Here is a 25,300-nt window from a genome sequence, read left to right on the forward strand (position 1 = left end):
CGATGAATTCACGCAATGCGTCGAGAAATCCCGTGCCGCTGTAAGCGGATGACGTAACGCGCGTAGCACATATATTTCTGCAAATACATATAGTTGCGTGAATATCTCCGAAAAGAGGAGTGCCAACGCGCCACTGTTAATGTCATCCCCCGCGACCCGTAAGCAGGAACACGATCCCCAGCCCTTCAATCGCCGCCTGACGAATTATTTCGAAATCATCACAACCGAACATGCGTAAGCTACTGTTTTCTCAGACCGAATGGCCAGTCATGCTCGACCAGCAACACAGATCCGCAACGTGCTGGACTACCCCTACCCCGCCAGACGATCCTGCTCTGTAGTTGGGCTGACATGCGCTTATTATTTCCTTTATTTTTTAAGTCAGAGATTTATAACGTGTGTAGTATCACCTTCAAAGAAACGAACCACATTCTCAAAGGCTGCTTTGAAATATAATTCATACCCAGCTTTTTCTACATAACCCAGATGGGGTGTACACAGAACGTTCGGCATGTGTAAGAAAGGGTTATCGGTATCATAGACAGGTTCTTGCTCATAGACATCCAGAGCTGCATATCCGGGACGACCTTGCCGCAAAGCCTCATAAAGCGCACCGTCTGAAACAAGCTCAGCACGACTTGTGTTCACAAATAAAGCATCCCCTTTCATTTTAGAAAGATCACTGAGGGTAATATTTCCTTCAGTTTGCGCCACCAGGCGTTGATGTACTGTGATGATGTCAGAAGTGGAAAAAAACTGCTCTCGGTTTTCCGGCACATGCAATCCAACGGCACGAGCTTCTTCTTGCGCGCGCTCACTCCCCCATATTTGAACCCGCATCCCGAATGCCTGAGCATAATTTGCAATCTTCTTGCCTATTTTCCCGTATCCCAGTATTCCAATAAGTTGGTTATTTACTGCAGAACCCATTTCTGTCTGCCACAACCCTTTTTTCATGGCGTCCACTGATGAAATTAATTTTCTTCTGGAAGCCATAATTAACAACCATGTTAATTCAGCAGGTGCAACAGGCGAACCAATACCTTCAACTATGGCAACACCGGCCCGGGTACATGCATCAATATCGACATTTCTGGCTAACTTGCCAGTTTGACTGATCAGTTTCAGATTAGGCGTACGTCTTAAAAAAGCGTCATCAATAACCGTTCGCTCTCTGATTAATATTAATGCCTGTGCAGTAGCAAGCTGGTTTTCAATATGGGGAGTTTTACTCAAATCCCCAACGGAAACACAGGAGTATTTATCATTGCTTTGCAGAAATTTAAGCGAAGTCGTAGCTAACTGGTAATCATCTGGAATAAGAACTTGAATAGGCATTCTTCACCCTGATTCTGGATTAGTTTCACTTTCATATTATTTCAAACAAGGACGAAGCTATATCTTATTATTTAGCTTTCCCTGCCACTAATAATGATCCATTTGCTGAACAATTTAAGTTTATCAGGAAGATGCTTCTTGTAAAGACCACGTTAAAGGAATGTTATTTTTTTATTTGTTTTACACCAGTATTTAAAATTACGAAACAATACATATCCAAAATAAAACTTTATACTGAGATTGATTACTCCACTGTAAAGCCAGATTAGATGCGGTTCCACTTAGACCTGAACCTCAAAACCATCCATGGGCGATCATTTTATTTCATTTAAAAGATATCAATATTTCGAACGCTACATCTTTCTGTTTGGATGGTTGAATTTAAAAGTCAAAACAGCGAAAGCGTCAGAGAGGAATAAACTCTCCAAGTGCACTGCAATCACACCACAACCGTAACGCAGCAGATGTCGCTGCGTTTGTAAGAGGATATTGAACCTGTGAACCGCCGATAGTGCACGAGGAACTCCACTGGCGTCGTCACTTTTCGGACCAGGACATCTGAAACCATGGCAACGCAATTTTTTAATCAAGGCTTGAACGACGGTATTTCATTGATGGGCAGAAGCCTTAAAACAAGCAATTGAGAAACAAAAGGTCATACAGGTCATGCTGTTACCCTGTATGTGGATTCATAGCCTTACACCGGGTTTTAAGGTCTGCAAAACTCACAGGTCGAATCTGAAACGACATCCCAGCCCAACCAATTCCATGTGTTGTCAGAAATTCCGTGAGGTTTAACTCCCGACGAAGGGGGGCGGTGAGCTGAAAGGCTACTCTGCGAGAAGCGGACCTTTTTATATTCTTTTAGCCATTCAAATTACCGTTTAAAGCGCCACCCGCGTCACATCCCAGCAGCCCTTTCACTGGTCTGCTGGCGAGTGATTATGTGTTGAGATGCCTGCCTGAACGAGATTGACTCTCCCGGAACGAAAAATGAGGTTTGGCATTTTTGCCGTTACACCATTATAAGTACACATTCACTATGCCCACTTACTGTATCTGACGAGCAATTTTATGAATGAAAACAACGCCTGGAGCAAGCGCTATACACTCACTGTAAAAAGCCAGCCGAAAGCAATATGGCAGGCCTTTGTCGACATCAATAACTGGAAACGATGGAACCCTGGCGTAAAGTCAATCACTATCGAGGGGCCATTTCATACGGGAACATGGTTCACAATGGTGTTACCTGAAGGAGAGGTTGTCCGTAGTCAGCTTACTGATGTTTCCGAAGGAAAATATTTCATTGACGAGACCTGGGTGGATGAAACACGGGTCAACGTTGAACATCGTATTGAAGCATCCGGCCCCGATGAGAGTATCGTGACGTATGCAATCAGTACCCAGGGTCCCCAGGCTAAGGCTTTCGGAGAGGGGATCAGCTCGGACTTCCCGGAAGTCATGGCAGGATTGGTTACATACCTGGCCGAAACAGGCTCAATGTAATGGCATCTGAATTCCTGTTTTGTCGACGGGTGGATGATGATCCTGCGTAATTGCCACAGAGCATAACGGTTTGGTACATGCTGGCATTTCTTAAGTCATCAATTTGAGAAAAATTATGAAAAAATCGATAGTTCCTGAAGAATTTCAGCATTATTTCGATGACTGGCACTTCTCCCCCGTCATCGACGCTGATGGCACAGTGTACCTTTCAGGTGTTACCGCAGCACGTAAGGACAAACCGATAAGTAAGCATCCTGAAGAACAATTCCACGATGCGTTTTATAAGCTTGGCGTTTATTTAAACGCCGCCGGTTTGGGCTATGAACATATACTTGAGATGACCACTTTTCATATTGATCTTAAAAAACATATAGACGTTTTTTCGAAAGTAAAAGATGAGTATATAAAGGCGCCATACCCGGCATGGTCCGCCATTGGAGTATCAGAATTCATTCCAGAAAATGCGCTTGTGGAAATGCGGATTGTGGCTAAAAGGTAATTTCCGCATGTCAAATTTTATGAGGATTGCACCGTGAGTGCTAAATTAATTGAGCCTTTGATGTCGGATTTATATATCCTGGAACCCTTAGATAAATCTCATGCTAACGAAATGTATGCAGGATTATGTTCTGTTGACGATTATAAATTTATACCGGCCAACCCACCGGCAAACATGGATGAGTTAACAGCGCGTTATGAGAGAATATCTCAGCGTTACTCGCCGGATAAGAGCCAAATATGGCTAAACTGGGTCATTATACATCGTCAGTCTGGTGCATACCTTGGATATGTCCAGTCGACCATTATGGTTGAAAAAAACTGGGCATATATTGCTTATCATGTGTTTGGCAGGTATCAAAAACGCGGGGTGGCAAAACAGTGTGTGCGTATAGTAATAGATTTTTTATTTAAACATTATCATTTATCTCATGTCGACGCATTGATTGACTCTCGTAACCTGGCCTCAATTGGTTTAGTGGAATCTTTGAAACTAAAGAAAATTAACGAGCTGAAAGATGCGGATTTTTTCAAAGGTTCGGCCAGCGATGAATTTCATTATAGAATTTTTAATAATGAATGGACGACAAAAGCGTGAGGTTATAACGATAAACAATGGGAAATACCAAAGATAATAGACCATCAGAAAGAAAAATAATTAAAATTTATAATTTATTGAAATATAGTTATTCGCAATACCATTTCCCCTATCACACAATCGCCCGTAAACCCCGTTCAAATGAAAAACGTTTTTACCCCTGCTCATTAATCTATCGATATACTTGCGATATCCGTTGAACTCACAGCACGAAGCTGACGTTAGCCCCTCTCACTCATGCTGCAATAACATTCACACAATTGTTATAAAGAAAGTGCTCTGAGAGACAATACATGTAAGGATAATTAATTCAGCAAATCACGGAGTATGACCCCCATGACAATTATATTCATCCCTTCTCTTGTGGCATTGCTTGAAGAACAGGAAAAAGAAACCGGACGCGAATTGAGCCGGTATGAGGTTGAGTCGATACGGGATAATGCTACCGCTATTAACTTACCAACGGACATTGCCCATGACATGCTTGCAAGCCGGGGCTATTCCGATCTCGATGCAGAAAATATCTGGGTAGAATGGTTAGCCTATAAAAATAGAGCATTGTGAATTGTATTGAAGGATTATGAGCAGAACGTCTCGAATACAGTCATCCATTCACCCTAACTACCTGAATTGGTAGTCCCCCTCTTCATGCGAACCTGAAAACTTGTGGCGTTTCACGAGCCTGGGTATTCTCATTCAGGGTCCGTGCTGCCCGCCGCTCGCTTCCTGAAAGGAAAAGGTGAAAGCATGTAAGTTCTCAACCTCATTAATTTTAAAACTCTTGATGGTCGGGACGTGGTAATGCGAGCACCACCATTTCCTGACAGCAGGAGAAAATATGTTTTCCATCGAGCAAGCCAAACAAATGGCGGCAAAGTTAAAAGCCTCTCTTGAGTTGCGTGAACATAAGCTTTCTTATTCCACCGCGCTCGAAACGGTTGCACACCAGTTAGGCTTCAGAGACTGGAACACAGCGGCAGCAACGTTGCCCCCGCAGATCCCACAGTCTCAAATCCAATTCAGCAAACCCATCCCTATCCTGCGAATTTTTGATGTCCGCAAAGCACAGGAGTTCTATCTTGAATTTCTCTCATTCAGCGTTGAGTTTGAACACCGGTTCGAGCCTGGCTTACCGCTGTATATGGGCATTGCCAGAGAAGGGTTGCAGTTACATCTTTCTGAACATCACGGTGACGCCAGCCCGGGCGCAACGATATTTATCCCTTTGAATAATATCGAGCTGTTGAGAAATGAACTCCACGGCAAGCAATATGGATACGGCCGCCCGGAAATCGTGAAGCAAGACTGGGGAGACGTTATGGAAGTCCACGACCCGTTTGGCAACCGGCTGCGCTTCTGTCAACAAAGCTAGTTTGCCCTTCTTGAACAGGGGGATCGTCACCGGCGCTTTCCCCTTATTAAGGCAGTCATGAATGGCACAAACCAGCCTGTCAATAACGCAACCTTGTCTGCCATGCGCGATAAACAACCACGCGGTTTTCTGGCAAATCCCCGGCGCCTTCTCTACTACCCGCATTGCAATGTGTCGCCCGCTCTGCGAGCGGTTATAGAAACGTTGAGAATTTAACGGATAAAGTGGATGTATCCCATGGTGGCTAAACGATGTCCGTTTTTACTCCAGCCCTGCCGCAGGAAAGTGGTGAGCGAAAGGCTGACGTCTGGAGTAATGGTGAAAATGACACGACAGGATTAATGATGTTTCAGGCCTGGCAACGCGCTTTTAACGCCTTCTGGTTGCGTGTCAATCAGAGAGCACGCGCTAATTTGCCGTTTTTCCCTTCCCGTAAACAGCCCTATTGGCATTTAAAAACTCAGGAATGTTTAATGAAATCTGAAGCGCTCCTTTCCAGACGTCACCTGAACATTTTTATATTTACCGCTGCGCTGACTCTCTTCACGACAGGGTATACACCTTCAGCTCACTCTGCAGACAGCAAACCTGTGAAGATCGCGGTTTACCGGGGGGAAGCGGGTTGCGAGGGCTGCTCGGAAATGGTTGTAAAATCGCTCGTTAATACCGGCCTGAAACTCTCCATCAGCTATATGGGTGAGAACGAAAAGCTCACGTTGAACCGCCAGAACCTGAAGGGTTTTGATTTGTATATTCAGCCTGGCGGCGGACAGGACATTCCTGCGGCTTACGATGCGATAGGTGATGAGGGCGCTGACGCGATCCGGGATTTTGTCCGTTCCGGTAAGGGGTATCTTGGGATATGTATGGGCGCTTATCTTGCTGACAAAGACTGGATAGGGCTTATCAATGCCCCCCTTGATTCAGAAGCTGGCAGGCCGGGTGCAGAGGCTAATGACGAAGGAGACTACACGCTTTCCGTTAAATGGGGAGGCAAAGAGGAATCGTTTTACTATCAGGATGGCCCCTATCTGAGTAACAGCGCTGAAAGCCCCGGCTATACCCCCATCGCTTATTACCTGAATGGCGACGTTGCAATGGCGGCCTACACCTTTGGAAAAGGTAAGGTTGTGCTTACCGGCCCTCATCCAGAAGCTGATGAAAGCTGGATTGACGCAAGCAAACCCGGGTATATCCCTGCCGCAAGCAAAATGACACGCCTGCTGAAATATCTGGACCCGCAGAAAGATTGAACACCAACGGCGGCAATACGCGCCTCCTCGCCCTCATCGCCTGGATATCGGGTATTCGTAATCGGGCCTGCCGTACCCTGGCATCGCAGTTCAGTATCGTATTAATGACGTTGAAATTAACGCCCTGCTCAAATTCAGTGATTGGTTTCCAACAAAAACTATACCATTAACGCTGGTCTGCAATATCGTTTCTAAATCAGCGCTGCGTATATAGTCTTTACAGACACGAAGCCCCTGACGGGGCTTTTTTTATAGCCATATTCTCTGAAAAATATCCTGCAAAAGGATTTCAATTAAGCAGCAGCCCCCCACTGATGCGCCTCTTAGATCAGATATAAACGCGACATCATGCCCTTGTCATACTCTGCATCCAGTCCCGCATGGATGCCGACTTCCCCGGCCTCGAACATCCCTATTTCGCCGGATGCGTGATGAAATCGATCCTGTCCATCAAAAAAAACAGTGCGTCTTATGATCGTGAGAATTGAGTACGCATTCACAGGGCTTACTCACGAGGAATGCCTGGCGACATCAGTGCCTGCTCGCTTTGCTTTATGGGCCGGTAAGCTTGCGTATTTTGCGGTAAATCTTCGCATTGCTCACACCTTAAGCGAACAGTCATGAAAGCTTAAAATCTTGCTTGACCGTTTCAGTACAACTCCCTATAGTAGCGCCCCGTTGCCCCCAGTACTGGCTGGCAGCGATACAATGTGGTGAGGTGTCCGAGTGGCTGAAGGAGCACGCCTGGAAAGTGTGTATACGGCAACGTATCGGGGGTTCGAATCCCCCCCTCACCGCCATGATTCAAAGAAGAGCTCGCAGGCAATGCGGGGCTTTTTTTTCGCATATCGCACTCCCCAGGGGGGTGAGAAGCCCCGACCGGGGGTCGACAACTGGCGCAGCCAGTTGGACAGACCATGAACGCAGTGAATGGGCTGCCCGCAGGGTGAGCGCAGCGAATCAATCCCCCCTCACCGCCATCATTCAAAGAAGAGCTCGCAGGCAAATGCGGGCTTTTTTTTCGCATATCGCACTCCCCAGGGGGGTGAGAAGCCCCGACCGGGGGTCGACAACTGGCGCAGCCAGTTGGACAGACCATGAACGCAGTGAATGGGCTGCCCGCAGGGTGAGCGCAGCGAATCAATCCCCCCCTCACCGCCATCATTCAAAGAAGAGCTCGCAGGCAAATGCGGGCTTTTTTTCGCATATCGCACTCCCCAGGGGGGTGAGAAGCCCCGACCGGGGGTCGACAACTGGCGCAGCCAGTTGGACAGACCATGAACGCAGTGAATGGGCTGCCCGTAGGGTGAGCGCAGCGAATCAATCCCCCCCTCACCGCCATCATTCAAAGAAGAGCTCGCATGCAAATGCGGGCTTTTTTTTCGCATATCGCACTCCACCAGGGGGGTGAGAAGCCCCGTCCGGGGGTCGACAACTGGCGCAGCCAGCTGGACAGACCATGAACGCAGTGAATGGGCTGCCCGCACAAAAACGCCGGGAGCGTTTTTGAACAACGCTTGCGTTGGCTCCAAAGGGCCGAGTAATAGTGAGCGCAGCGAATCAATCTCCCCCACAGCCATATTCTGCGTGTCATAAGCAGACATAACCCATGACAAAAGGGGTCAATATCAGCGTGCGAGCCGTGACAACGCTGACGTTAAATATGCTGCTGCCGCCACTGCCTGACGTGGTCTACCAGCGCGCGTAGTTTAGGTGCCATATTTCGGCGTTGCGGAAAGTAGAGATAGAAGCCAGGGAAATAAGGAAGATAATCGTCCAGCAATGAGACAAGCTGCCCGCTTTCAACAAACGGTCTGAACGTATCCTCTGTGGCAAACGTAATTCCGCCACCAGCAAGCGCGAGCCGCAGCATCAGGCGCAGATCATTAGTGGTGATCTGCGGTTCAATCGCCAGGCTGAAAGGTTCTCCCGCCTCCTCAAATGCCCAGCGGTAAGGGGCGACATCTTTGGCAGGACGCCAGCCGATACACCGGTGATGGATCAATTCACGCGGATGTGCGGGTGCGCTGTTCGTCGCGAGATACGCGGGCGAGGCAACCGCCATTTCACGTTGTTTTTCGGTAAGCGGGACGGCGATCATATCCTTTTCAATCACCTCTCCAAGCCTTACGCCAGCATCATAACCCGCAGCCACAATATCAAACTCCTCATCCGTCACGACAATATCGACCGTCACGGCAGGGTTGGCCGCCGCAAACGAGGCGATCAGCGGGCCGGAAAGAAATACTTCGGCTATCGAGGTCACGGCAATGCGAAGGCATCCGCGCGGCATATTCTCCGACGCGACCTCTTCGAACGCCGTTTCAATACTGGATAACGGCAATGACAGGGACTGACGCAGCCGTTCTCCCGCCTCCGTCAGCGTTACTGAGCGCGTCGTACGCATTACCAGCATTGTGCCGAACGCATCTTCAAGTCGTCTTATTCCCTGACTGATTGCCGATCGGGTGACGCCCAGGCGAGCAGCCGCCGCGCTGAAATTACGCTCTTCTGCCACCGCGATAAAAACCGGTACAAGGTTGAGATCAATTTTCATTGTTTAACGCTGCTAACCAGTGAGTCCAGTAACAGCAGGATACAGGAACCAATCGTTAAGTTCTATGATCGTGTCGAACTCAACTGAAGGAGCATGCTATGGATAAAGTGATAGTTATTACTGGCGCATCCAGCGGGATTGGCGAAGGGATGGCCAGAGAGCTGGGCAACGCAGGCGCGAAGGTGTTATTAGGGGCCCGCAGACTGGAGCGTATCGAAGCCATTGCCGCAGAAATACGCAGCGCGGGCGGTATCGCCGAAGCGCGTGAGCTTGATGTCACCAGCCGCCAGTCGATGGCCAGCTTCGTGCAGGCGGCGCTGGATCAATGGGGCCGCGTCGATGTTCTGATCAACAATGCGGGCGTCATGCCGCTCTCTCCGCTTGCCGCCGGCAAACAGGATGAATGGGAGCGAATTATTGACGTGAATATCAAAGGCGTGCTCTGGGGCATTGGCGCTGTGCTTCCCGTGATGCAAGCGCAGGGCTCCGGTCAGATAATCAATATTGGCTCTATTGGTGCCCTGTCTGTCGTGCCAACCGCCGCCGTCTATTGCGCCTCAAAATTCGCAGTACGCGCGATTTCGGATGGTTTACGCCAGGAAAGCCCAAATATTCGCGTGACCTGTGTCAATCCCGGCGTGGTGGAAAGTGAACTTGCCTCAACCATTACGCATCCTGAAACCAGAGCGGCGATGGATGTGTACCGTTCTGTGGCACTTAAACCAGCGGATATTGCCCGTGCCGTGCGGCAGGTCATTGAAGCCCCTGAGAGCGTGGATACAACAGAAATAACCATCAGACCGACCGCGTCAGCCAACTGATATTCCTGACTGATGACAGGCGTTAATGTCCGTTATCATTTCTGCGCATCGTCGGGGCCAGGGTCATGCAGCCTGACGGCAGGAGAACCACTTATCTCCCCTGCCGGGTTGCTGGCCCTGATAGTAAAGCTGGTTTATTGCCCGGAGTCAGCAGAACATGCCGCAACATCTTCTGGAAAATATGCTCTACAGGTGACCTGCATACCTGTACTGGCAGCCCCTACCCGCCAGGCTACCGGTATCGCAATGGCTTTCTTTTGACGAACAGACGGCCCACTTCCCGCACATAACTGAACATCGTTTCCCCCAGAACGGCCCCCTTTGTGGCAGAAAAGACGTTATAAACATTAAGGTATAATCGTTTACCGGGAGGATGAGCACAGTAACGCCTGTGAAGTGTCTGGATAATGGGTCGGCATTGATCCGTTGTATGGTTGTGAGGCGCCATGATGAGCCAGACCATAATTAAATAGCCGCCAGTGCGCCACGGATCTGAACGATGAATCTGAGTTCAATAACCCGTGCGCGGATACATACGTTGCATCCATCCGGCGTACCGGAAACTCTTTTTTACAGGGTTCGTTAAGCGTTGATTGCTTCAAAAAAATTACCGCATTTGTTATATTGTTGCTCATTGCTTATTCACCTCTGCGGTGCCAAAAAGAACAAGATTCACCGCAACCCAGGATTATAAAATGTTAGATTACCGCTTCCCGACAGCTTTGCAGATGGTTCTCAGCGTAGCGATGGCGGAGCAAGTGGGTGAACGTTCGACGAGTGCGATTCTGGCCTACGGCCTGGAAGCGAATCCGAGCTTTATCCGCAAATTAATGGTGCCGCTCACGCGTGACGGCATTATCGTCTCAACGCTTGGCCGCAACGGGTCTATTCACCTTGGTCGCCCGGCGGAAGAGATCACCCTGCGCGATATCTACCTTTCCGTCATCGAAGATAAAAAATTGTGGGCGTCGCGTCCTGACGTACCGGCACGTTGCGTGGTCAGCGCTAACGCCTGCTGGTACTTCAAGTCTATCGCCGAAGAGGCGGAGCAGGCGTCATTACAGGTATTAGCGCGCCACACCGTGGCAAGCGCGCTGGAAGAGGTGAAAAAAGCCGATACCAGCGGATGGGATCCCGTGCCGGAACTTATTGCCCAGTATAAAAAAACCTCTTAATTATTTACTTATTGCGAAAAAAAACCGCCTTCACAATGAAGGCGGTTTTTTTGTATCTGCAACTATTTACGCAGGCAAAACGTCATTTACCGGTTTACCGCGCGTCACAAATTTACGCAGCGTAACGTAAAACACCGGTGTTAAGAACAGACCAAACAGCGTCACGCCCAGCATACCGGAGAACACCGTGATCCCGGTGACGCCGCGCACTTCTGCACCCGCGCCGTGACCGAGGATCAGCGGGATCGTGCCGGCAATAAAGGCGATGGAGGTCATAACAATCGGGCGTAAACGCACGCGGCAAGCCTCCAGCGCCGCTTCCATGATCCCTTTCCCCTGGATTTCCAGCTCGCGGGCAAACTCCACGATAAGAATCGCGTTTTTACACGCCAGCCCCATCAGTACGACCAGACCAACCTGCACGAAGACGTTGTTATCGCCACCGGTCAGCCAGACGCCAAACAGCGCGGACAACATGGTCATCGGGACGATAAGGATCACCGCCAGCGGCAGCGTCCAGCTTTCATACAGTGCGGCCAGCACAAGGAAAGCCAGCAGAACCGCGACCGGGAAGACAATCAGCGCCGTATTGCCCTGCGTGGCCTGCTGGTAGCTCAGATCCGTCCATTCAATATTCATCCCGTTCGGCAGGATCTGCTTAGACATCCCGTCCAGTTGCGTCATCGCCTGCGAGGAAGAGAGAACGCGAGGGTCGGCATCACCAATAAGATCCGCCGCCGGATAACCATTGTAGCGAATCACCGGATCCGGCCCGTAGGTGGTACTGATATTCACCATACTGCCGATCGGCACCATTTCGCCCTGATTATTACGGGTGCGCAAATTCGCAATATCTTCCACACTATCGCGGAACGGCCCGTCGGCTTGCGCCATCACGCGCCAGGTACGGCCAAACTGGTTGAAATCGTTAACATAGGACGAGCCCAGATAGGTTTGCAGCGTACCGAACAGATCGGTTAACGACACGCCCTGCGCTTTCGCCTTATCACGATCGACCTGCACATCCAGTTGCGGAACGTTTGCCTGGTAGGTTGAGATGGGGAAATGCATTCCCGGCGTCTGCATAATCGCACCGGACATGGTGTTCACCGCACTTTGCAGCGCGCCATAGCCAAGACCGGCGCGATCCTGGATGTAGAGCGAATAACCAGAGCCCTGACCCAGCCCTAAAATCGGCGGCGGCAAAATGGAGAAACCAAAGCCCTGCTGGATCTGCGCGATTTTAGCGTTGATCTCAGCGTTAATTTCCGCCGCGGTATGTTTACGCTGGTCGAACGGCTTCAGGCCAAAAAAGACCGTCCCGGTATTCGGCGTGTTGGTGAACTGCAACGCGTTAAGCCCAGGAAAAGCGACCGCATAATCCACACCTTCGGTATTCATACCGATTTCGCTCATTTTGCGGATCACCGCATCGGTACGGGCCAGCGAAGAGCCTTCCGGCATCTTCACGCCGCCAATCAAATAGAGCTTATCCTGTGTCGGAATAAACCCGCCTGGTACGGCTTTAAACATGACGCCAGCGGCACAGAGCAGCAGCACATAAACGACAAACACCGCACCACGTCGACCAAGCGTTTTACCAACCAGCCCCTGATAACCGTTCGAGCTACGATGGAAAAAGCGGTTAAACGGACGGAAAAGCCAACCGAACAGACGGTCAATGAGCCTCGTCGGGAAGTCTTTCGGTGCGCCATGCGGCTTCAACAGCAAGGCAGCCAGAGCCGGAGAGAGCGTCAGCGAGTTGATGGCGGAGATCACCGTCGAAATCGCGATCGTCACCGCAAACTGTTTATAGAACTGACCGGTTACGCCGGAGAGAAACGCCATCGGCACGAACACCGCGCACAGTACCAGCGCAATCGCGATAATCGGCCCGGACACTTCTCGCATCGCCTGATGCGCCGCCTGCAGGGGCGCAAGCCCCTCTTCGATATTTCGCTCGACGTTTTCCACCACCACGATGGCGTCATCCACAACGATACCGATAGCCAGTACCAGCCCGAACAAGCTCAGGGTGTTAAGCGAAAAGCCGAGCAGGTAGAGAATGCTGAACGTCCCCACGACCGAGACCGGCACCGCGATCAGCGGAATAATCGACGCGCGCCAGGTTTGCAGGAACAGGATCACCACCAGCACAACCAGCACCACCGCTTCCAGCAACGTTTGCACGACCGCGCGAATAGAATCGCGAACAAACACCGTCGGATCGTAAGGTGCCGCCCATTTCATATCTTCCGGGAAACGCGTGGCCAGCTCGTTCATTTTGGCGCGCACCGCGTTAGACAAATCGATAGCGTTCGCCCCCGGAGACTGGAAGATACCAATCCCGACCGCGTCTTTATTATTAAGCTGAGAACGCAGCGCATAGCTGCCGGAACCCATTTCAATACGCGCCACGTCGCGCAGGCGTACTACCGAACCGTCTTGCGCCGTTTTCAGAACAATATTGCCAAACTCGTCTTCCGTATGCAGACGCCCCTGGGCGTTAATGGAGATCAGGAAATCGCTCTCTTTCGGCAGCGGCTCCGCGCCAAGTTGCCCGGCGGAAACCTGTACGTTTTGCTCCTGCATCGCCGTCACCACGTCAGAAGCCGTTAACCCGCGAGCCGCCACTTTATTGGGATCCAGCCAGATACGCATCGCGTATTCGCCCGAACCGAAAATCTGAATCTGGCCGACGCCGGGCAGACGCGCCAGTTCATCCTTCACTTTTAGCGTGGCGTAGTTACGCATATACAGTGAATCGTATTTACCGTTGGGCGAAAACAGATGCACCACCAGTGTGAGCGTCGGTGATTGTTTCTGGGTGGTGATGCCCAAACGCCGCACATCTTCCGGCAGACGCGCCTCCGCCTGTGATACGCGGTTTTGCACCTGAACCTGCGCCTGATCGGGATCCGTACCCGGACGGAAAGTGACGGTGGTCACCAGTACGCCGTCGGAGCCTGCAACAGATTTCATGTACATCATGTTTTCAACGCCATTGATCGCTTCTTCCAGCGGCGTCGCCACCGTCTCGGCAATCACTTTCGGGTTGGCGCCCGGATACTCCGCGCGCACCTGCACGCTTGGCGGAACAACGTCAGGGTATTCGCTAACCGGCAACAGCGGGATGGCGATCAATCCTGTGACAAAAATCAGGATCGACAGCACCGCGGCGAAAATCGGCCTGTCGATAAAAAAGCGGGAAAAGTCCATGTGTCGGATTCTCAGGTAAGGGATCAGTTGAGGGCGGCGCTGGCGTTCATGGCAACGGTTTTCGCGTTAACCGGCATCCCCGGCATAAACACTTTTTGTAAACCATCGACGATGACCTTATCGCCAGGGTTCAGCCCCTTCTGCACGATGCGTAAACCGGCGGCCAGACGCCCCGGCGTGATATCGCGACGCTGCGCTTTCCCGTCTTTATCAACGATATAAACATATTTGCGATCCTGATCGGTCAGCACCGCTTTGTCGTCGATAAGCGTGGCTTTGAATTCAGCGCTGCCCGGCAGACGTACGCGGGCAAAAAGCCCCGGTGTGAACTGACGTTGCGCGTTATCCAACAGCGCGCGCATACGGATCGTGCCGGTACTCGGCGTTAACTGATTATCCAGAAAATCCACTTTGCCCTGATGCGGGTAGCCATCCTCCCCGACAAGGCCAATTTCCACCGGTAACGCCAGGTGATTACTGGACGCCCCCTGCCCGCTACGGGCGAGGTTTTGATAGTGGAGGTAGGTCGACTCATCCACGTCAAAGTAGACGTAAACGCTCTTCTGTGAGACCAGCGTGGTGAGGACGCTGGCGCTGTCACCCGCAGTGACCAGATTACCGCTGGTGATCAACGCCCGGCTGGCGCGACCATCGATAGGCGCGGTCACTTTGGTGAAATCCAGGTTCAGTTGCGCGGCATCAACTGCCGCCTGCGCGGCGCGAATGTCGGCCTGCGCCTGAATGGCGGCCGAACGGCGCTGCTCCCACTCCTCACGGGAAACCAGATGGGTATTAATTAATTTATCGGTACGGTTAGCCTCACTTTGCGCCAGGCTGGCCTGCGTTTTGGCTCTCGCCAGCGTCGCCTGCGCCTGTTCCAGCGCGGCGCGATAGGTTCTGTCATCAATGGTGAACAGCACCTGACCCTTTTTCACTTCCTGGCCGTCGGTGTAATTCACTTTATCAATGTAGCCGGAGACGCGGGGGCGGAGCTGAACACTCTCCACCGCTTCAATCCGTCCGTTGAAACTATCCCACTGGCTAATAGATTTCACTACCACGTCAGCGGCGCTGACGGCGGGAGCTTGTGGCACGGCATTTTGCGCGACACCGTTATCACATCCGACGAGCAGTACGGAGAGAAACATCGCTCCCAGTGCATTCAGATGATACTTAACCCAAGGTTTCTGCAGGCTCATTATTTTTATTCCGCTAATTGTAGCCGCCGGGCAAGACGCAGCGGGAGACGCTACGCCACTTCCTTTGTCCGGGCTGGCTTCAGGCCATTTGTGCCGTTCATCGCCACAAAACTGTAACAGTTGCCAATACACTATCGCGGGGATTGTAGGGAGGCGCTAAATTTAGTGCAAGAATAATTGATACACTTTATGTGCTGTTTGAAACAGGGGTAAAAGTCGCGTTTCCGGCAAGGATTTAAATGCAACAATAAAACTTGCAATTAATCTAAAAACGGGCCACCTTTAAATGCAACAGACAAAGATGCTTTTTAATAAGCAGCGTGAGGGCAACAAGATGAACACTGGCGCATTTATTCACGATTTACTCGACTGGATCGACAACAACCTGGAAAGCCGTCTGGACATTGAGACCGTCTCCAGGCGGGCAGGCTATTCGAAATGGCATCTCCAGCGGCTCTTCAAAGAGCATACGGGTTATCGTCTCGCCGAGTATATCCGCGCGCAAAAGCTGCAAAAATCGGTCGAGCGTTTAACCCACAGCGACGAGCCGATTGTGAACGTGGCGATCGCGCTAGGCTTTGACTCCCAGCAATCCTTTAACCGCAGCTTCAAGCGTCAGTATGGGCAGGCCCCCGGCGCATGGCGTCGCAGTGTCGGCTGCCCGCAGGCACAGCAATCACGCCAGCAATCCACATAGCGCGTTGTGGTTTTCGCAAAGGCATTCAGGATGAAATCGTCGGCCTGATAACAGCAGGCCATCGATATGTGGGGGCAGGTTGCCGCGTGTGGTTTGATGTTTCCTTAAAATAGCCGTCCTGAAAAGCCCCGGCACAGCATCATTCTGGTATGAAGAAGCATGACGTGAGCTATTTACAAACCGCATCATCCTTTTTCGATCACATACCAAAGCGGCCATGCTTGTTGTTCCGTAAAAATCTCACCTCCGCCCTCTTCTTCTGAGAATGTAATCTCCCTGACCAAACTACATGCCGTAATTATTCGAATAATTTACGCACCCACCGATACATAAGTTTCGTTTCGTTGATATTTATCCCCCGGTCAAACTTGCCAGTTGATCAGGGATGATGTCGCTAATCTGCCACCCTTCTGCCTGTTAAGCGCTGGCGGGTGAGCTGATGCCTGCCTGTATCAACCTGACAGGCGAGTCCCGTTCAACAGCGGATATTGAACTGACAAGCGTCGTGGCCGTACAGGATCCGCTAAACGCGGCGTATCTGTTCATCGAAGATGGCTGATAGCAAACGGTTTAAAACAACCCTCCTTTGCCGGAGGGCTGTTCCCGTCATCGCTGACTGCGTCAAACGATATTGCGTAATAAACAATCAGCGTCATCAGCACCGGCAGAGTTCCATCGCATACCTTTTTAGTCTTCTGGCACATTCGTCACCGGGAAGGGGATCCAGTTTTTGGCGCAATCCCTCGAGGCAGCCGATCGTGGTAACCATGCTTTTCCCGGCGGCACCGGTGAGACGCCATCGGGGCCAATGCGGATCTGCGCCGATTCAATTATCCAGCGGGCAGGGTTGCTGAAAGAGACGCCGTTCAGGGCAAATTGCAGAGGATGAGCCGCGTCATAACCGCGTAATATCAACTGGCCGCTTTCACCGGAAATATGATTCAGGGAGATATCGCGATAGACAGGAATGTTGTTACCGCTTGCGTGCGCATCATAGCGCGTATCAAAGTCGAGCGGCCGACGATTCCCGCGCATACAAACATTTTCGTAGCGCACATCGCTGACAATGCCACCCCGGCTGATATCACTTTTGATACGAAGCCCGGAAGTTGTGCCATCAAGTGTCAAATCACGCACCCGAATGTCACTGACACCGCCGACGGTCTCGCTACCAATCGACATCCCGTGTCCCCAGTAAAAATGGTTATCCACCAGAATCACATGCCGCGTGGCGCCACCCGCGCCCGCTTTAATCGCCACGTTATCGTCACCGGTTCTGATGAAGCTGTGGGCAATGAGGATATTCTGCGACGAAATGGGATCAATGCCATCGGTGTTACGGGCATCCGCTGGGGTATCAATACGCACGCCCCAGAACGTCGCATCGCGGACGTTTTTCAGCGTGACATGGAATCCTGGCGAATTTCGCAGTGTGATGCCGTGAAAAATAATATGGGAGGCATCATCTATTTCAATCAGGCGAGGTACATTCTGTGCCCCGCCCTCCGTCTGCGCGCGGCGAGCCAGTTGCCACCATGATTCATCCTGGCCTTTTATCGGCTTACCGCCCTGCCCGTCAATAATCCCTTCGCCGACAATGCCTCCACCGTCAGTGCGGCTAAAAAGGATAAAGGGTCGGCAGCCATTCCCTTTATGATCGACAGTTCCACAATGGCCATTTTTGTCGTATACACGTGGGTCACTATTTGCTACCAGCATTGCCCCTTGCGAGATCCAGAGTGTGACGCCAGATTTCATGTTCAGCGGTCCGCTGGAAAAACGCCCCGCCAGAAGCTGTAAAACCTCACCCCGGGGGCAGTTATCAATCGCCGACTGAAGTCGTCGAGTATCGTCTGCCGATGAAGACGTCAGCTTTGCGCAGACAGGCGCAGGCAGCACAGGTTCTGGCGCATCAGCACTCTCCAGGGCCGATAGCGCCGCGCTGAAGCCGGATACCGGGAAAAAAATCAGACTGGCAATTATTCCTTTCACATTACGGCGCAGAAAAAACATAATTATCCCGACATTAGAATTGTTGAAGTATTGTAGTAGTGCTGTGATGAAAACACCGGGCGAATTCGTTTTCAGTTGAAGTGACGTTTAAGTTCGGCAGCCAAAAAGTGTTAGGATGTTTCTTCTTTTTATTTTTGCGATTACCATTCAGCATTAATTCATAGTTCTCAAAGCGTGAGGGATTTTGCAAACCGCATTGGCTTTTCATATTGCTTTCCTTTTAATCTAATGGAAAAGAGATATCGCTTTATGCTTACTCATTACCATCCAGCTTTGTAAAAATACGCCCGGATGTTGCCTCAAGGATGTTCACCACACGCTTCAGTGCTTCGAAATCGGAATAAAACTGTTGGCCTAACGGCGTATTTCTCGCAATCTCAATGCAATAATTCAGGGCGTTTAGCGCATGGTGTGCATGGTAAAGACAAAGCGTGGCGTTGCTGTCCAGACGGGCTTTGGATAACATGCGGACATCCTGTTCAATACCGGCTCTGATACCATCCAGTTTTAAGTACAATAAGCGCAACGCGTCGGGTTCATCAGGTTCCAGTAACAACACATTTATCAGCCCAATGGATTCTTTAAAATTTTTAACGATTGCGTTAATAAAATCACACCCGTCATATGCCATGTTCACTCCGTAAAAAGCCATTAATGCCATTAGTGTCACTTGATATAATTAATGTTGTTATCCAGATGCATGAAAAAGTAAACGGCATTGCCATAAACTAAAAATCACAGTCGGGAACACAAACGGTGACACGCTAATTTTCATTAGCAGAGTTTATCTTTATAAAATTAAACCTGAATACAATAACATTATTTAATCAATGCTCGCAGCATAACCGCATTAATAGTGTGAGTATCGTTGATATTGTTTTTTACCGGTACAGAGCTACGGGTTCGGTGCCTATTTCAAAGACTGTGACGTTGCCTGTCAGACTATCCCTTTATCGCGCGCCTGCTGAGCACGCTGAATAAAGCGCATGGTGTCGAGTAAATTATCCTTCTCAGCGTCAGTAAGATTGGGAGACACCATTTTCTCCGCCAGTAAAGCCCGGTCAGTATAAGAGAGCGTTCCTGCCCGAAGCCGCTGACTTATGGTCAGTAGCAGAAGCTTGTCCAGTTCATTAATACGCCGTCTGATCCCATCAAGATCCAGGAGGGTAACAAAGAATTCTGGTCGGGGTAACCAGTCTGCCAGATAGCGATACTGTATCGCTTTTCCCGCGTTCATCAGCGCACTGATGAACGGCTCCACGGACTGCGGCTCCAGACCAGCCTCGCGCGCGGTGCTGCGCGCCTGCGATATTACTTTTTGTTCCCGGGCTACATCTTCCACCGGCAAATGGTTCTTCACCTTGTAAGCTGCAACTTCTCTCATTAACGCCATACGTTCGGTTAAGAGTGATGAAAGGGCACTGAGACAAATGGGCGCAGATGCTCCTGCAAAAAAGCTACCGGACATACAGAGTGTCGATACGAAAATTTTCATCATCATCCCTCAAGGAAAGGTGCCAACCCTAATTTACCTGTGCAAATATAACCAGTAGTTACTATTTCGTTTCTGGATGTAAGAACTTTGTTATAAGCAGCGTCAACTTTTCGAGCAGCGCATGTCGTTCCAGCGCGTACGGATACAATCTTCTCCTCGAACACCCATTTGCATGGTTCTCCGTAGTTAAAAAATGATTGCGGGATAGACAGCAAGCCAGCACCGCGGCAAAGCGCTAACAGGCACCGTTCACTTTTCATTAATTCAGTTGCGTTATTATTTCATCAAAGTGGCTTTGCGTAAGAAAATGTAACGCGCTGATATCAATATGGATTCATCGACAGAACGCAAATCTTGTACAGATTTGCGATTTCAATAATGGGGAAAAGCACCAGTCAGGTTCGTTTGAACTGCACGTTGCCCATGGCAAATGCGTAATCCCTTACAGGGAAGCAGGCTCACACACTCAGCGGAGTTCTCATCTGCATGCACGGTTATTGATACGTAATTATTTACAAGTCATAGTCTTGCCCTCGCCCTTCAACGAAGCGCTTGTCTGGAAAAGCGGGCTTTTTTGTCTGTCGTGCAGGGAATGGACATCCGGGAACGGGGGAGAGAACGGCCTGTTTGCATCCCGCAAAAAATAAAACCCGGTTTCCCGGGTTTTATCGCTAACTATCAACGCCGTCAGTCGTACGCTTTCAGCGTGCGCTGGCAGAGCGCGGAGCGTACGCAGTCGTCTTTATTAAAGCGTACAACGCCAATCATCTCGTCTTCCTCAAAACGTGCCAGCGCGTCGCTCAAGCCCGATTTCACACCGGATGGCAGGTCACACTGGGTAATATCACCGTTGACAATAACGGTCACGTTCTCCCCGAGGCGCGTTAAAAACATTTTCATTTGCGCAGCCGTGACATTCTGAGCCTCGTCGAGAATGACCACCGCATTTTCAAAGGTACGTCCGCGCATATAGGCGAACGGCGCGATTTCCACCTTACCGATCTCTGGTCGCAGGCAGTATTGCATAAAGGACGCCCCCAGGCGTTTCAATAGCACGTCGTAAACGGGCCGGAAATAGGGAGCGAACTTCTCCGAAATATCACCGGGTAAGAAGCCGAGATCTTCGTCGGCCTGCAGAACCGGTCGGGTTACAATAATCCTGTCCACATCCTTATGGATCAGGGCTTCCGCCGCTTTCGCCGCGCTGATCCACGTTTTCCCGCAGCCGGCTTCACCGGTTGCAAAGATCAGTTGTTTACTCTCGATAGCATTCAGGTAGTGCGCCTGAGCTTCATTGCGCGCTGCAATTGGGGAAGTATCACGGCTGTCCCGCGCCATGCCAATTGCTTCTACGCCACTCATCTGCACAAGCGAGGTGACCGACTCTTCTTCACGTTGTTTATGGCTGCGTGAATCACGTCTCAGCACGCGTTTCGCTTCACGACGAGCTTTGATCACTGCTTTTTGTCTTCCCATGGATAGCACCTTGAGTTGTTGGTTTACATCACACACGTCGCTATCGACGCGATTATGCGCACAAACGTCTGAGGGTTGGCTTCCTTGTAAGCCATGACTTGCCTTTGAAAATGACGTGCCAACGCGACGAACAGCATCGCCTGTCACATCGTCAACATCAGGAATGAAAAAGAAGGAGGAAAATTCAGGGGTGAAGAAGTCGCTGCCGGAGGTCGCACCGCCGTGCCGGGTTTTGCGTGGTCTTTTTGTCTGTCCGCTACTGGACTTTACCATCCGCGATCTCCAGAAAAACTTCATCACCGCAGGGGATAACGCTCTCACTAATTACATCAAAGCTTAGCATCATTGCAACATTATTTTTACCTAACTATAACGTGCATGACCTCTGCGTCGTTGAACAGAGTCTCGGTTATGAATATTACAGAAAGATAACAGATACTTTCTCATACGAAAAAATGATATCTGGATGGCAGAAAAAGTATGTCAGGATGCAACAGATGACAGATTATCCTGCCCGGTGGCGGGCAGGATAGGATCTTCACGCTTCGAGCAGAGATTGCGCCAGATAGCGGTTTGCCGCTTGTACGCCGGGCAATACAAAGAAGTAACCGCCGCCAATCGGACGAATGTACTCTTCCAGCGCCTCGCCGTTCAGACGTTTCTGCACCGTCAGAAAGCCTTTTTCCAGATCGTGCTGATAACAGACGAACAACAGCCCCATATCCAGCTGGCCGGAGTTGGTCACGCCGAGCGAGTAACTATAACCACGCCGCATCATCAGGCTGGATTGGGTCTCTTTCGTCCGCGGGTTCGCCAGGCGAATATGGCTGTCGAGAGCAATAACATCACCGTCTGGATCGCTGGCATAATCCGGGACATCATGTTCATTCTTCATGCCCAGCGGCGCACCGGAATGCTTATCGCGCCCGAAAATGGTCTGCTGCTCTTTCAGCGGTGTGCGATCCCAGAACTCCACATGGAACTGAATAATACGCACCGCCTGGTAACTGCCGCCCACCGCCCACGCCGGTTCGCCCTGCTCTTTCGTCACCCACACCACCTCGTTCATCAACGCATTATCGCGGCTGTCCGGGTTGGCGGTGCCATCTTTAAAGCCCAGCAGGTTAACCGGCGTCTCTTTGCCTTTGCTGCGCGCCGCATGGTCAGAGATAAACCCTTCCCTTTTCCAGCGCACGCTGAGTAAATCTGGCGTGTGTTTGATGATGTCACGCAGTGCGTGAATCACCGTGTCCTGTGTGTTGGCGCAAATCTGGATCAGCAAATCGCCGTGACACAGCGCCGCGTCGAGCGAATCGTTAGGGAAACGCGTCATCTTTTGCAGCTTTTTCGGCATCTGCTCGCGCAAACCAAAACGGTTATCGAACAGCGATTCGCCCACGGAAACCGTCATCGTCAGGTTATCCGGCGCGATATAAGCGCCGAGAATACCGGAGTCCATTGGCGGTAAGCGTGGGTTCGTTGTCTCCGGAGCCGGGCCGCCGGAGGTCAGAAACGTGATGCGCTGCGTCAATAAGCGGAACAGCCGTTCGAGATCGGCTTTATCAGCAGCCAGCACATCAAACGCCACCAGCATCATTGACGCCTGTTGCGGCGTCAAAATACCGGCCTGATGCACGCCCAGGAAAGGCTGCTTCTCCATCCGCGCATCCGGCGAAAGCGTCCCCGGTGCGCTCTTCGGTGTTACCGCATGCGCCACCGGGCATCCGCCAGCCAGCGCAAGCGCGCCGCCCAGCGCGCCCATACTTTTTAATAAACGGCGCCGGGAAGGTTCGCTGACGTCGTTGTTATCCTCTTGCTTCATGGTATTAGTCCAGCCCCAGCACGCCGCGCAGCTGCGCCAGATCTTCCGCCAGTGTTGTGATCGGCCCTTTCAGCGCATTGCGATCGGCGTCGGTCAGCTTATCGTAAGTCTCATATCCGTCTTTAGTGCGGTATTTCGCAAGGATGGTATCTACTTTCTTGAAGTTGGCATCGACTTTCGCCAGCAGTTCGGCGTTATCTTTCTGCAATTGCGGACGCAGCAAATCAACGATTTTCTGAGCGCCATCGACGTTAGCCTGGAAGTCCCACAAGTCTGTGTGGCTGTAGCGATCTTCTTCACCACTGATTTTGCTGGCGGCCACTTCTTCAATCAGACCGGCTGCGCCGCCAACCACTTTAGAAGGAGGGAACGCCAGCTCATTAATGCGCGTTTGCAAATCAACCACATCGGAGTAGAGCTGATCGGCATATTTGTCCATCTCTTTGGTGCTGTTGTCGCCAAACAGGGCTTTTTCCAGACGGTGGAAACCGGTGAATTTCGGATCGGCGGCTTTATGCTCGTAATCATCTTCACGGGCATCAATGCTGCCATCGAGATCGGAGAAAAGCTCAGCAATCGGTTCAATACGCTCGTAGTGCTGGCGCGTCGGCGCGTACAGCGCTTTCGCTTTTTCAATATCGCCCGTTTTCACCGCCTCGGTGAACGCTTTGGTGCCGGAAACCAGCTGCGCCGTTTCAGCAACCACATACGCTTTATACGCGGTAATGGCTCCGCTCAGGCTCAGCAGCGCGTCACCTTTTGCCGCATCGGCTGTTGCCGCGCCTTTCACCACCAGCTTACCTTTCGGGTTGGTTAACAAACCGCAGGTCATCTCATACTCGCCCGGCTGCAGGTTGGCGGTTAGCTTCTGGCTAAAACCTGGCGCGATATTTTCACGCTCTTCAACCACCATTACGCCTTTGAGGATCTCCCACTCGAGCGCTTTCTGGCTGTGGTTGAGAATAATAAACTGCGTTTTACCCGCGTTCACCGTCAGGTTCATCGGCTCACACTGCTTGTCCGTAACCGTGACTTTCACCTGCGGAATATCCGCAGCATGCACCGCGAAAGCACTGGAGATGAATGCCGCCATCCCGGCCTGTAATGCACTACGACGAAAATGAATTGCCATGTCCTTTCCCTTAATTAGTATGTTGTAACTATAAAGCGATTACGGTGCCGCCCGTGAAGGCTGCGTACCCGCGCGAGGCGGTAAAACAAACATCACCAGCGCCGGGATCAGATAGATAAAGTAGACCACCACTTCGCTGACGCTTGGCGTTTCCTGGTAACCAAAAATCCCTTCCAGCAGCGTGCCGGTGAGGGAATGCGTGGTGAGCACATTACTGAAATCGAAGGCCACATCCTGGAAGTGGTTCCATAATCCCGCTTCGTGAAAAGCGCGGATCGCCCCGGCGGCAAGCCCGGCCGCGACAAAGAGAATAAACAGGCTGGTCCATTTGAAAAACGCGCCAAGATTCAGACGCACGCCGCCCCAGTAAAGCAAGAAACCGAGCACCACCGCCGTAGCCAGCCCCAGCACCGCGCCCAGCGGTGGCCAGACGCCAACATCCTGCTGGAATGCCGCCAGCAGAAAGAACACCGATTCCAGCCCTTCGCGCGCCACGGCGAAAAAGACCATCAGGATCAGCGCCCAACCGTGGTTATGACTGCGCGCCAGCGCGCTGTCGACCGCCTGCTCCAGTTGCACTTTGACGTTGCGCGACACTTTGCGCATCCAGAACACCATCCAGGTGAGGATCACCACGGCGATCGCCGCGACAATGCCTTCAAACAGCTCCTGCTCTTTTTGCGGGAACTCGCCGGTGGTTTCATTAATCGCGATACCCAATCCAAGGCAGAGTGCGGCGGCAAGAAAAACACCAATCCACATCACGCTTATCCAGCGTCCGCGCTGGGTACGTTTCAGATAACTGGCAATCAGGCTGACGATCAGCGCCGCTTCGAGGCCTTCACGTAACATAATCAAAAATGGAACAAACATGGAGGAAACCCCTAGTGTCATGCGCGGTCAACGGTTGCAAAGAAAAGTAAATTGCATTGATAGTGATTATCATTACGGCGCAAGGAAACTCAAGCGAAAAATGTTGAGAATGATAACTGGATGTAACCGCGTAGCAGGCTAACCATGCGGTTTTTGCGTTATGCGGAAGCGGTTGAAATAAAGCAAAAACATAGCTTACAAATCTTTAACTTTATATTTACCCCACTCCAGCGCTGTGGCTAAATAAACGCCCCGT

The 25,300-nt window shown here is 51.1% G+C and carries 21 protein-coding genes and 1 tRNA gene; 11 read left to right on the forward strand and 11 right to left on the reverse strand.

From position 1 onward, the window contains the following. Positions 1-381: 381 nt before the first annotated feature. Positions 382-1,338: a D-2-hydroxyacid dehydrogenase family protein gene (locus O3S68_RS08600; protein WP_269231288.1), complete on the reverse strand. Its 957-nt coding sequence runs from the start codon at positions 1,336-1,338 to the stop codon at positions 382-384. Positions 1,339-2,412: 1,074 nt separating this feature from the next. On the opposite strand from O3S68_RS08600, the gene O3S68_RS08605 reads away from it, so the two are divergent. The 8 genes from O3S68_RS08605 (at position 2,413) to O3S68_RS08640 (ending at position 7,365) form a co-directional block, all read left to right on the forward strand. Continuing rightward, positions 2,413-2,844, forward strand: coding sequence for a polyketide cyclase (locus tag O3S68_RS08605; RefSeq protein WP_269231289.1), 432 nt, complete (start codon positions 2,413-2,415; stop codon positions 2,842-2,844). Between the two features lie 115 nt (positions 2,845-2,959). Then, complete coding sequence (locus tag O3S68_RS08610; protein WP_269231290.1) at positions 2,960-3,343, forward strand: Rid family hydrolase; 384 nt, start codon at positions 2,960-2,962, stop codon at positions 3,341-3,343. Positions 3,344-3,376: 33 nt separating this feature from the next. Further along, positions 3,377-3,940, forward strand: a complete 564-nt coding sequence (locus tag O3S68_RS08615; protein ID WP_269231291.1) for a GNAT family N-acetyltransferase — start codon at positions 3,377-3,379, stop codon at positions 3,938-3,940. Positions 3,941-4,276: 336 nt separating this feature from the next. Further along, the gene (locus O3S68_RS08620; RefSeq protein WP_269231292.1) at positions 4,277-4,504 is read left to right on the forward strand and encodes a hypothetical protein; all 228 of its coding nucleotides are present in this window, start codon (positions 4,277-4,279) and stop codon (positions 4,502-4,504) included. A 274-nt stretch (positions 4,505-4,778) separates the two neighbouring features. After that, positions 4,779-5,312, forward strand: a complete 534-nt coding sequence (locus tag O3S68_RS08625) for a glyoxalase superfamily protein (protein WP_269231293.1) — start codon at positions 4,779-4,781, stop codon at positions 5,310-5,312. 473 nt (positions 5,313-5,785) lie between these two features. Then, positions 5,786-6,565 (forward strand): BPL-N domain-containing protein, encoded by a 780-nt coding sequence (locus O3S68_RS08630; protein WP_269231674.1) that lies wholly within the window; start codon positions 5,786-5,788, stop codon positions 6,563-6,565. Between the two features lie 67 nt (positions 6,566-6,632). Next, entirely contained in the window at positions 6,633-6,779 is a 147-nt protein-coding gene (locus O3S68_RS24285; protein ID WP_442913133.1) for an omptin family outer membrane protease, read from the forward strand. A 498-nt stretch (positions 6,780-7,277) separates the two neighbouring features. Next, positions 7,278-7,365, forward strand: a tRNA-Ser gene (locus tag O3S68_RS08640). A gap of 857 nt (positions 7,366-8,222) precedes the next feature. Here O3S68_RS08640 and O3S68_RS08645 read toward each other — a convergent pair. After that, a complete protein-coding gene (locus O3S68_RS08645; protein WP_269231294.1) occupies positions 8,223-9,122 on the reverse strand; it encodes a LysR family transcriptional regulator in 900 nt (299 codons plus the stop codon). Between the two features lie 98 nt (positions 9,123-9,220). Between O3S68_RS08645 and O3S68_RS08650 the strand changes: the two genes are divergently transcribed. Beyond that, a complete protein-coding gene (locus O3S68_RS08650) occupies positions 9,221-9,943 on the forward strand; it encodes an SDR family oxidoreductase (RefSeq protein WP_097407837.1) in 723 nt (240 codons plus the stop codon). 695 nt (positions 9,944-10,638) lie between these two features. After that, entirely contained in the window at positions 10,639-11,118 is a 480-nt protein-coding gene (locus O3S68_RS08655) for an RrF2 family transcriptional regulator (RefSeq protein WP_020457333.1), read from the forward strand. A 66-nt stretch (positions 11,119-11,184) separates the two neighbouring features. Here the strand turns inward: O3S68_RS08655 and oqxB are convergent, their stop codons facing one another. Both oqxB and O3S68_RS08665 read right to left on the reverse strand, forming a co-directional pair. After that, positions 11,185-14,337 (reverse strand): multidrug efflux RND transporter permease subunit OqxB, encoded by a 3,153-nt coding sequence (gene oqxB, locus O3S68_RS08660; RefSeq protein WP_269231295.1) that lies wholly within the window; start codon positions 14,335-14,337, stop codon positions 11,185-11,187. A 23-nt stretch (positions 14,338-14,360) separates the two neighbouring features. After that, the gene (locus O3S68_RS08665; RefSeq protein WP_020457331.1) at positions 14,361-15,536 is read right to left on the reverse strand and encodes an efflux RND transporter periplasmic adaptor subunit; all 1,176 of its coding nucleotides are present in this window, start codon (positions 15,534-15,536) and stop codon (positions 14,361-14,363) included. Between the two features lie 334 nt (positions 15,537-15,870). Here O3S68_RS08665 and O3S68_RS08670 point away from each other — a divergent pair, with 334 nt between their 5' ends. Next, on the forward strand, positions 15,871-16,233 hold the full coding sequence (locus O3S68_RS08670; protein WP_044489829.1) for a helix-turn-helix domain-containing protein: 363 nt from the start codon (positions 15,871-15,873) through the stop codon (positions 16,231-16,233). 687 nt (positions 16,234-16,920) lie between these two features. On the opposite strand, the gene O3S68_RS08680 is transcribed toward O3S68_RS08670, so the two are convergent. From O3S68_RS08680 to efeU, 7 genes are all read right to left on the reverse strand, one after another. Further along, positions 16,921-18,246, reverse strand: coding sequence for a glycoside hydrolase family 28 protein (locus O3S68_RS08680; RefSeq protein WP_269231296.1), 1,326 nt, complete (start codon positions 18,244-18,246; stop codon positions 16,921-16,923). A gap of 253 nt (positions 18,247-18,499) precedes the next feature. After that, positions 18,500-18,907 carry a hypothetical protein gene (locus tag O3S68_RS08685; protein ID WP_238328363.1) on the reverse strand — a complete coding sequence of 136 codons (408 nt, stop codon included), beginning with the start codon at positions 18,905-18,907 and terminating at the stop codon, positions 18,500-18,502. Between the two features lie 276 nt (positions 18,908-19,183). Next, entirely contained in the window at positions 19,184-19,741 is a 558-nt protein-coding gene (locus O3S68_RS08690) for a chorismate mutase (RefSeq protein WP_269231297.1), read from the reverse strand. A gap of 687 nt (positions 19,742-20,428) precedes the next feature. Continuing rightward, on the reverse strand, positions 20,429-21,217 hold the full coding sequence (gene phoH / locus O3S68_RS08695; protein WP_017456289.1) for a phosphate starvation-inducible protein PhoH: 789 nt from the start codon (positions 21,215-21,217) through the stop codon (positions 20,429-20,431). Between the two features lie 538 nt (positions 21,218-21,755). Further along, positions 21,756-23,039, reverse strand: a complete 1,284-nt coding sequence (gene efeB / locus O3S68_RS08700; RefSeq protein WP_269231298.1) for an iron uptake transporter deferrochelatase/peroxidase subunit — start codon at positions 23,037-23,039, stop codon at positions 21,756-21,758. Between the two features lie 4 nt (positions 23,040-23,043). Beyond that, entirely contained in the window at positions 23,044-24,171 is a 1,128-nt protein-coding gene (gene efeO, locus O3S68_RS08705; RefSeq protein ID WP_269231299.1) for an iron uptake system protein EfeO, read from the reverse strand. 39 nt (positions 24,172-24,210) lie between these two features. Continuing rightward, positions 24,211-25,044 (reverse strand): iron uptake transporter permease EfeU, encoded by an 834-nt coding sequence (efeU, locus tag O3S68_RS08710; RefSeq protein WP_020457322.1) that lies wholly within the window; start codon positions 25,042-25,044, stop codon positions 24,211-24,213. Positions 25,045-25,300 lie beyond the last annotated feature (256 nt).

The organism is Kosakonia sp. SOY2 (assembly GCF_027109175.1).
Taxonomy (GTDB): domain Bacteria; phylum Pseudomonadota; class Gammaproteobacteria; order Enterobacterales; family Enterobacteriaceae; genus Kosakonia.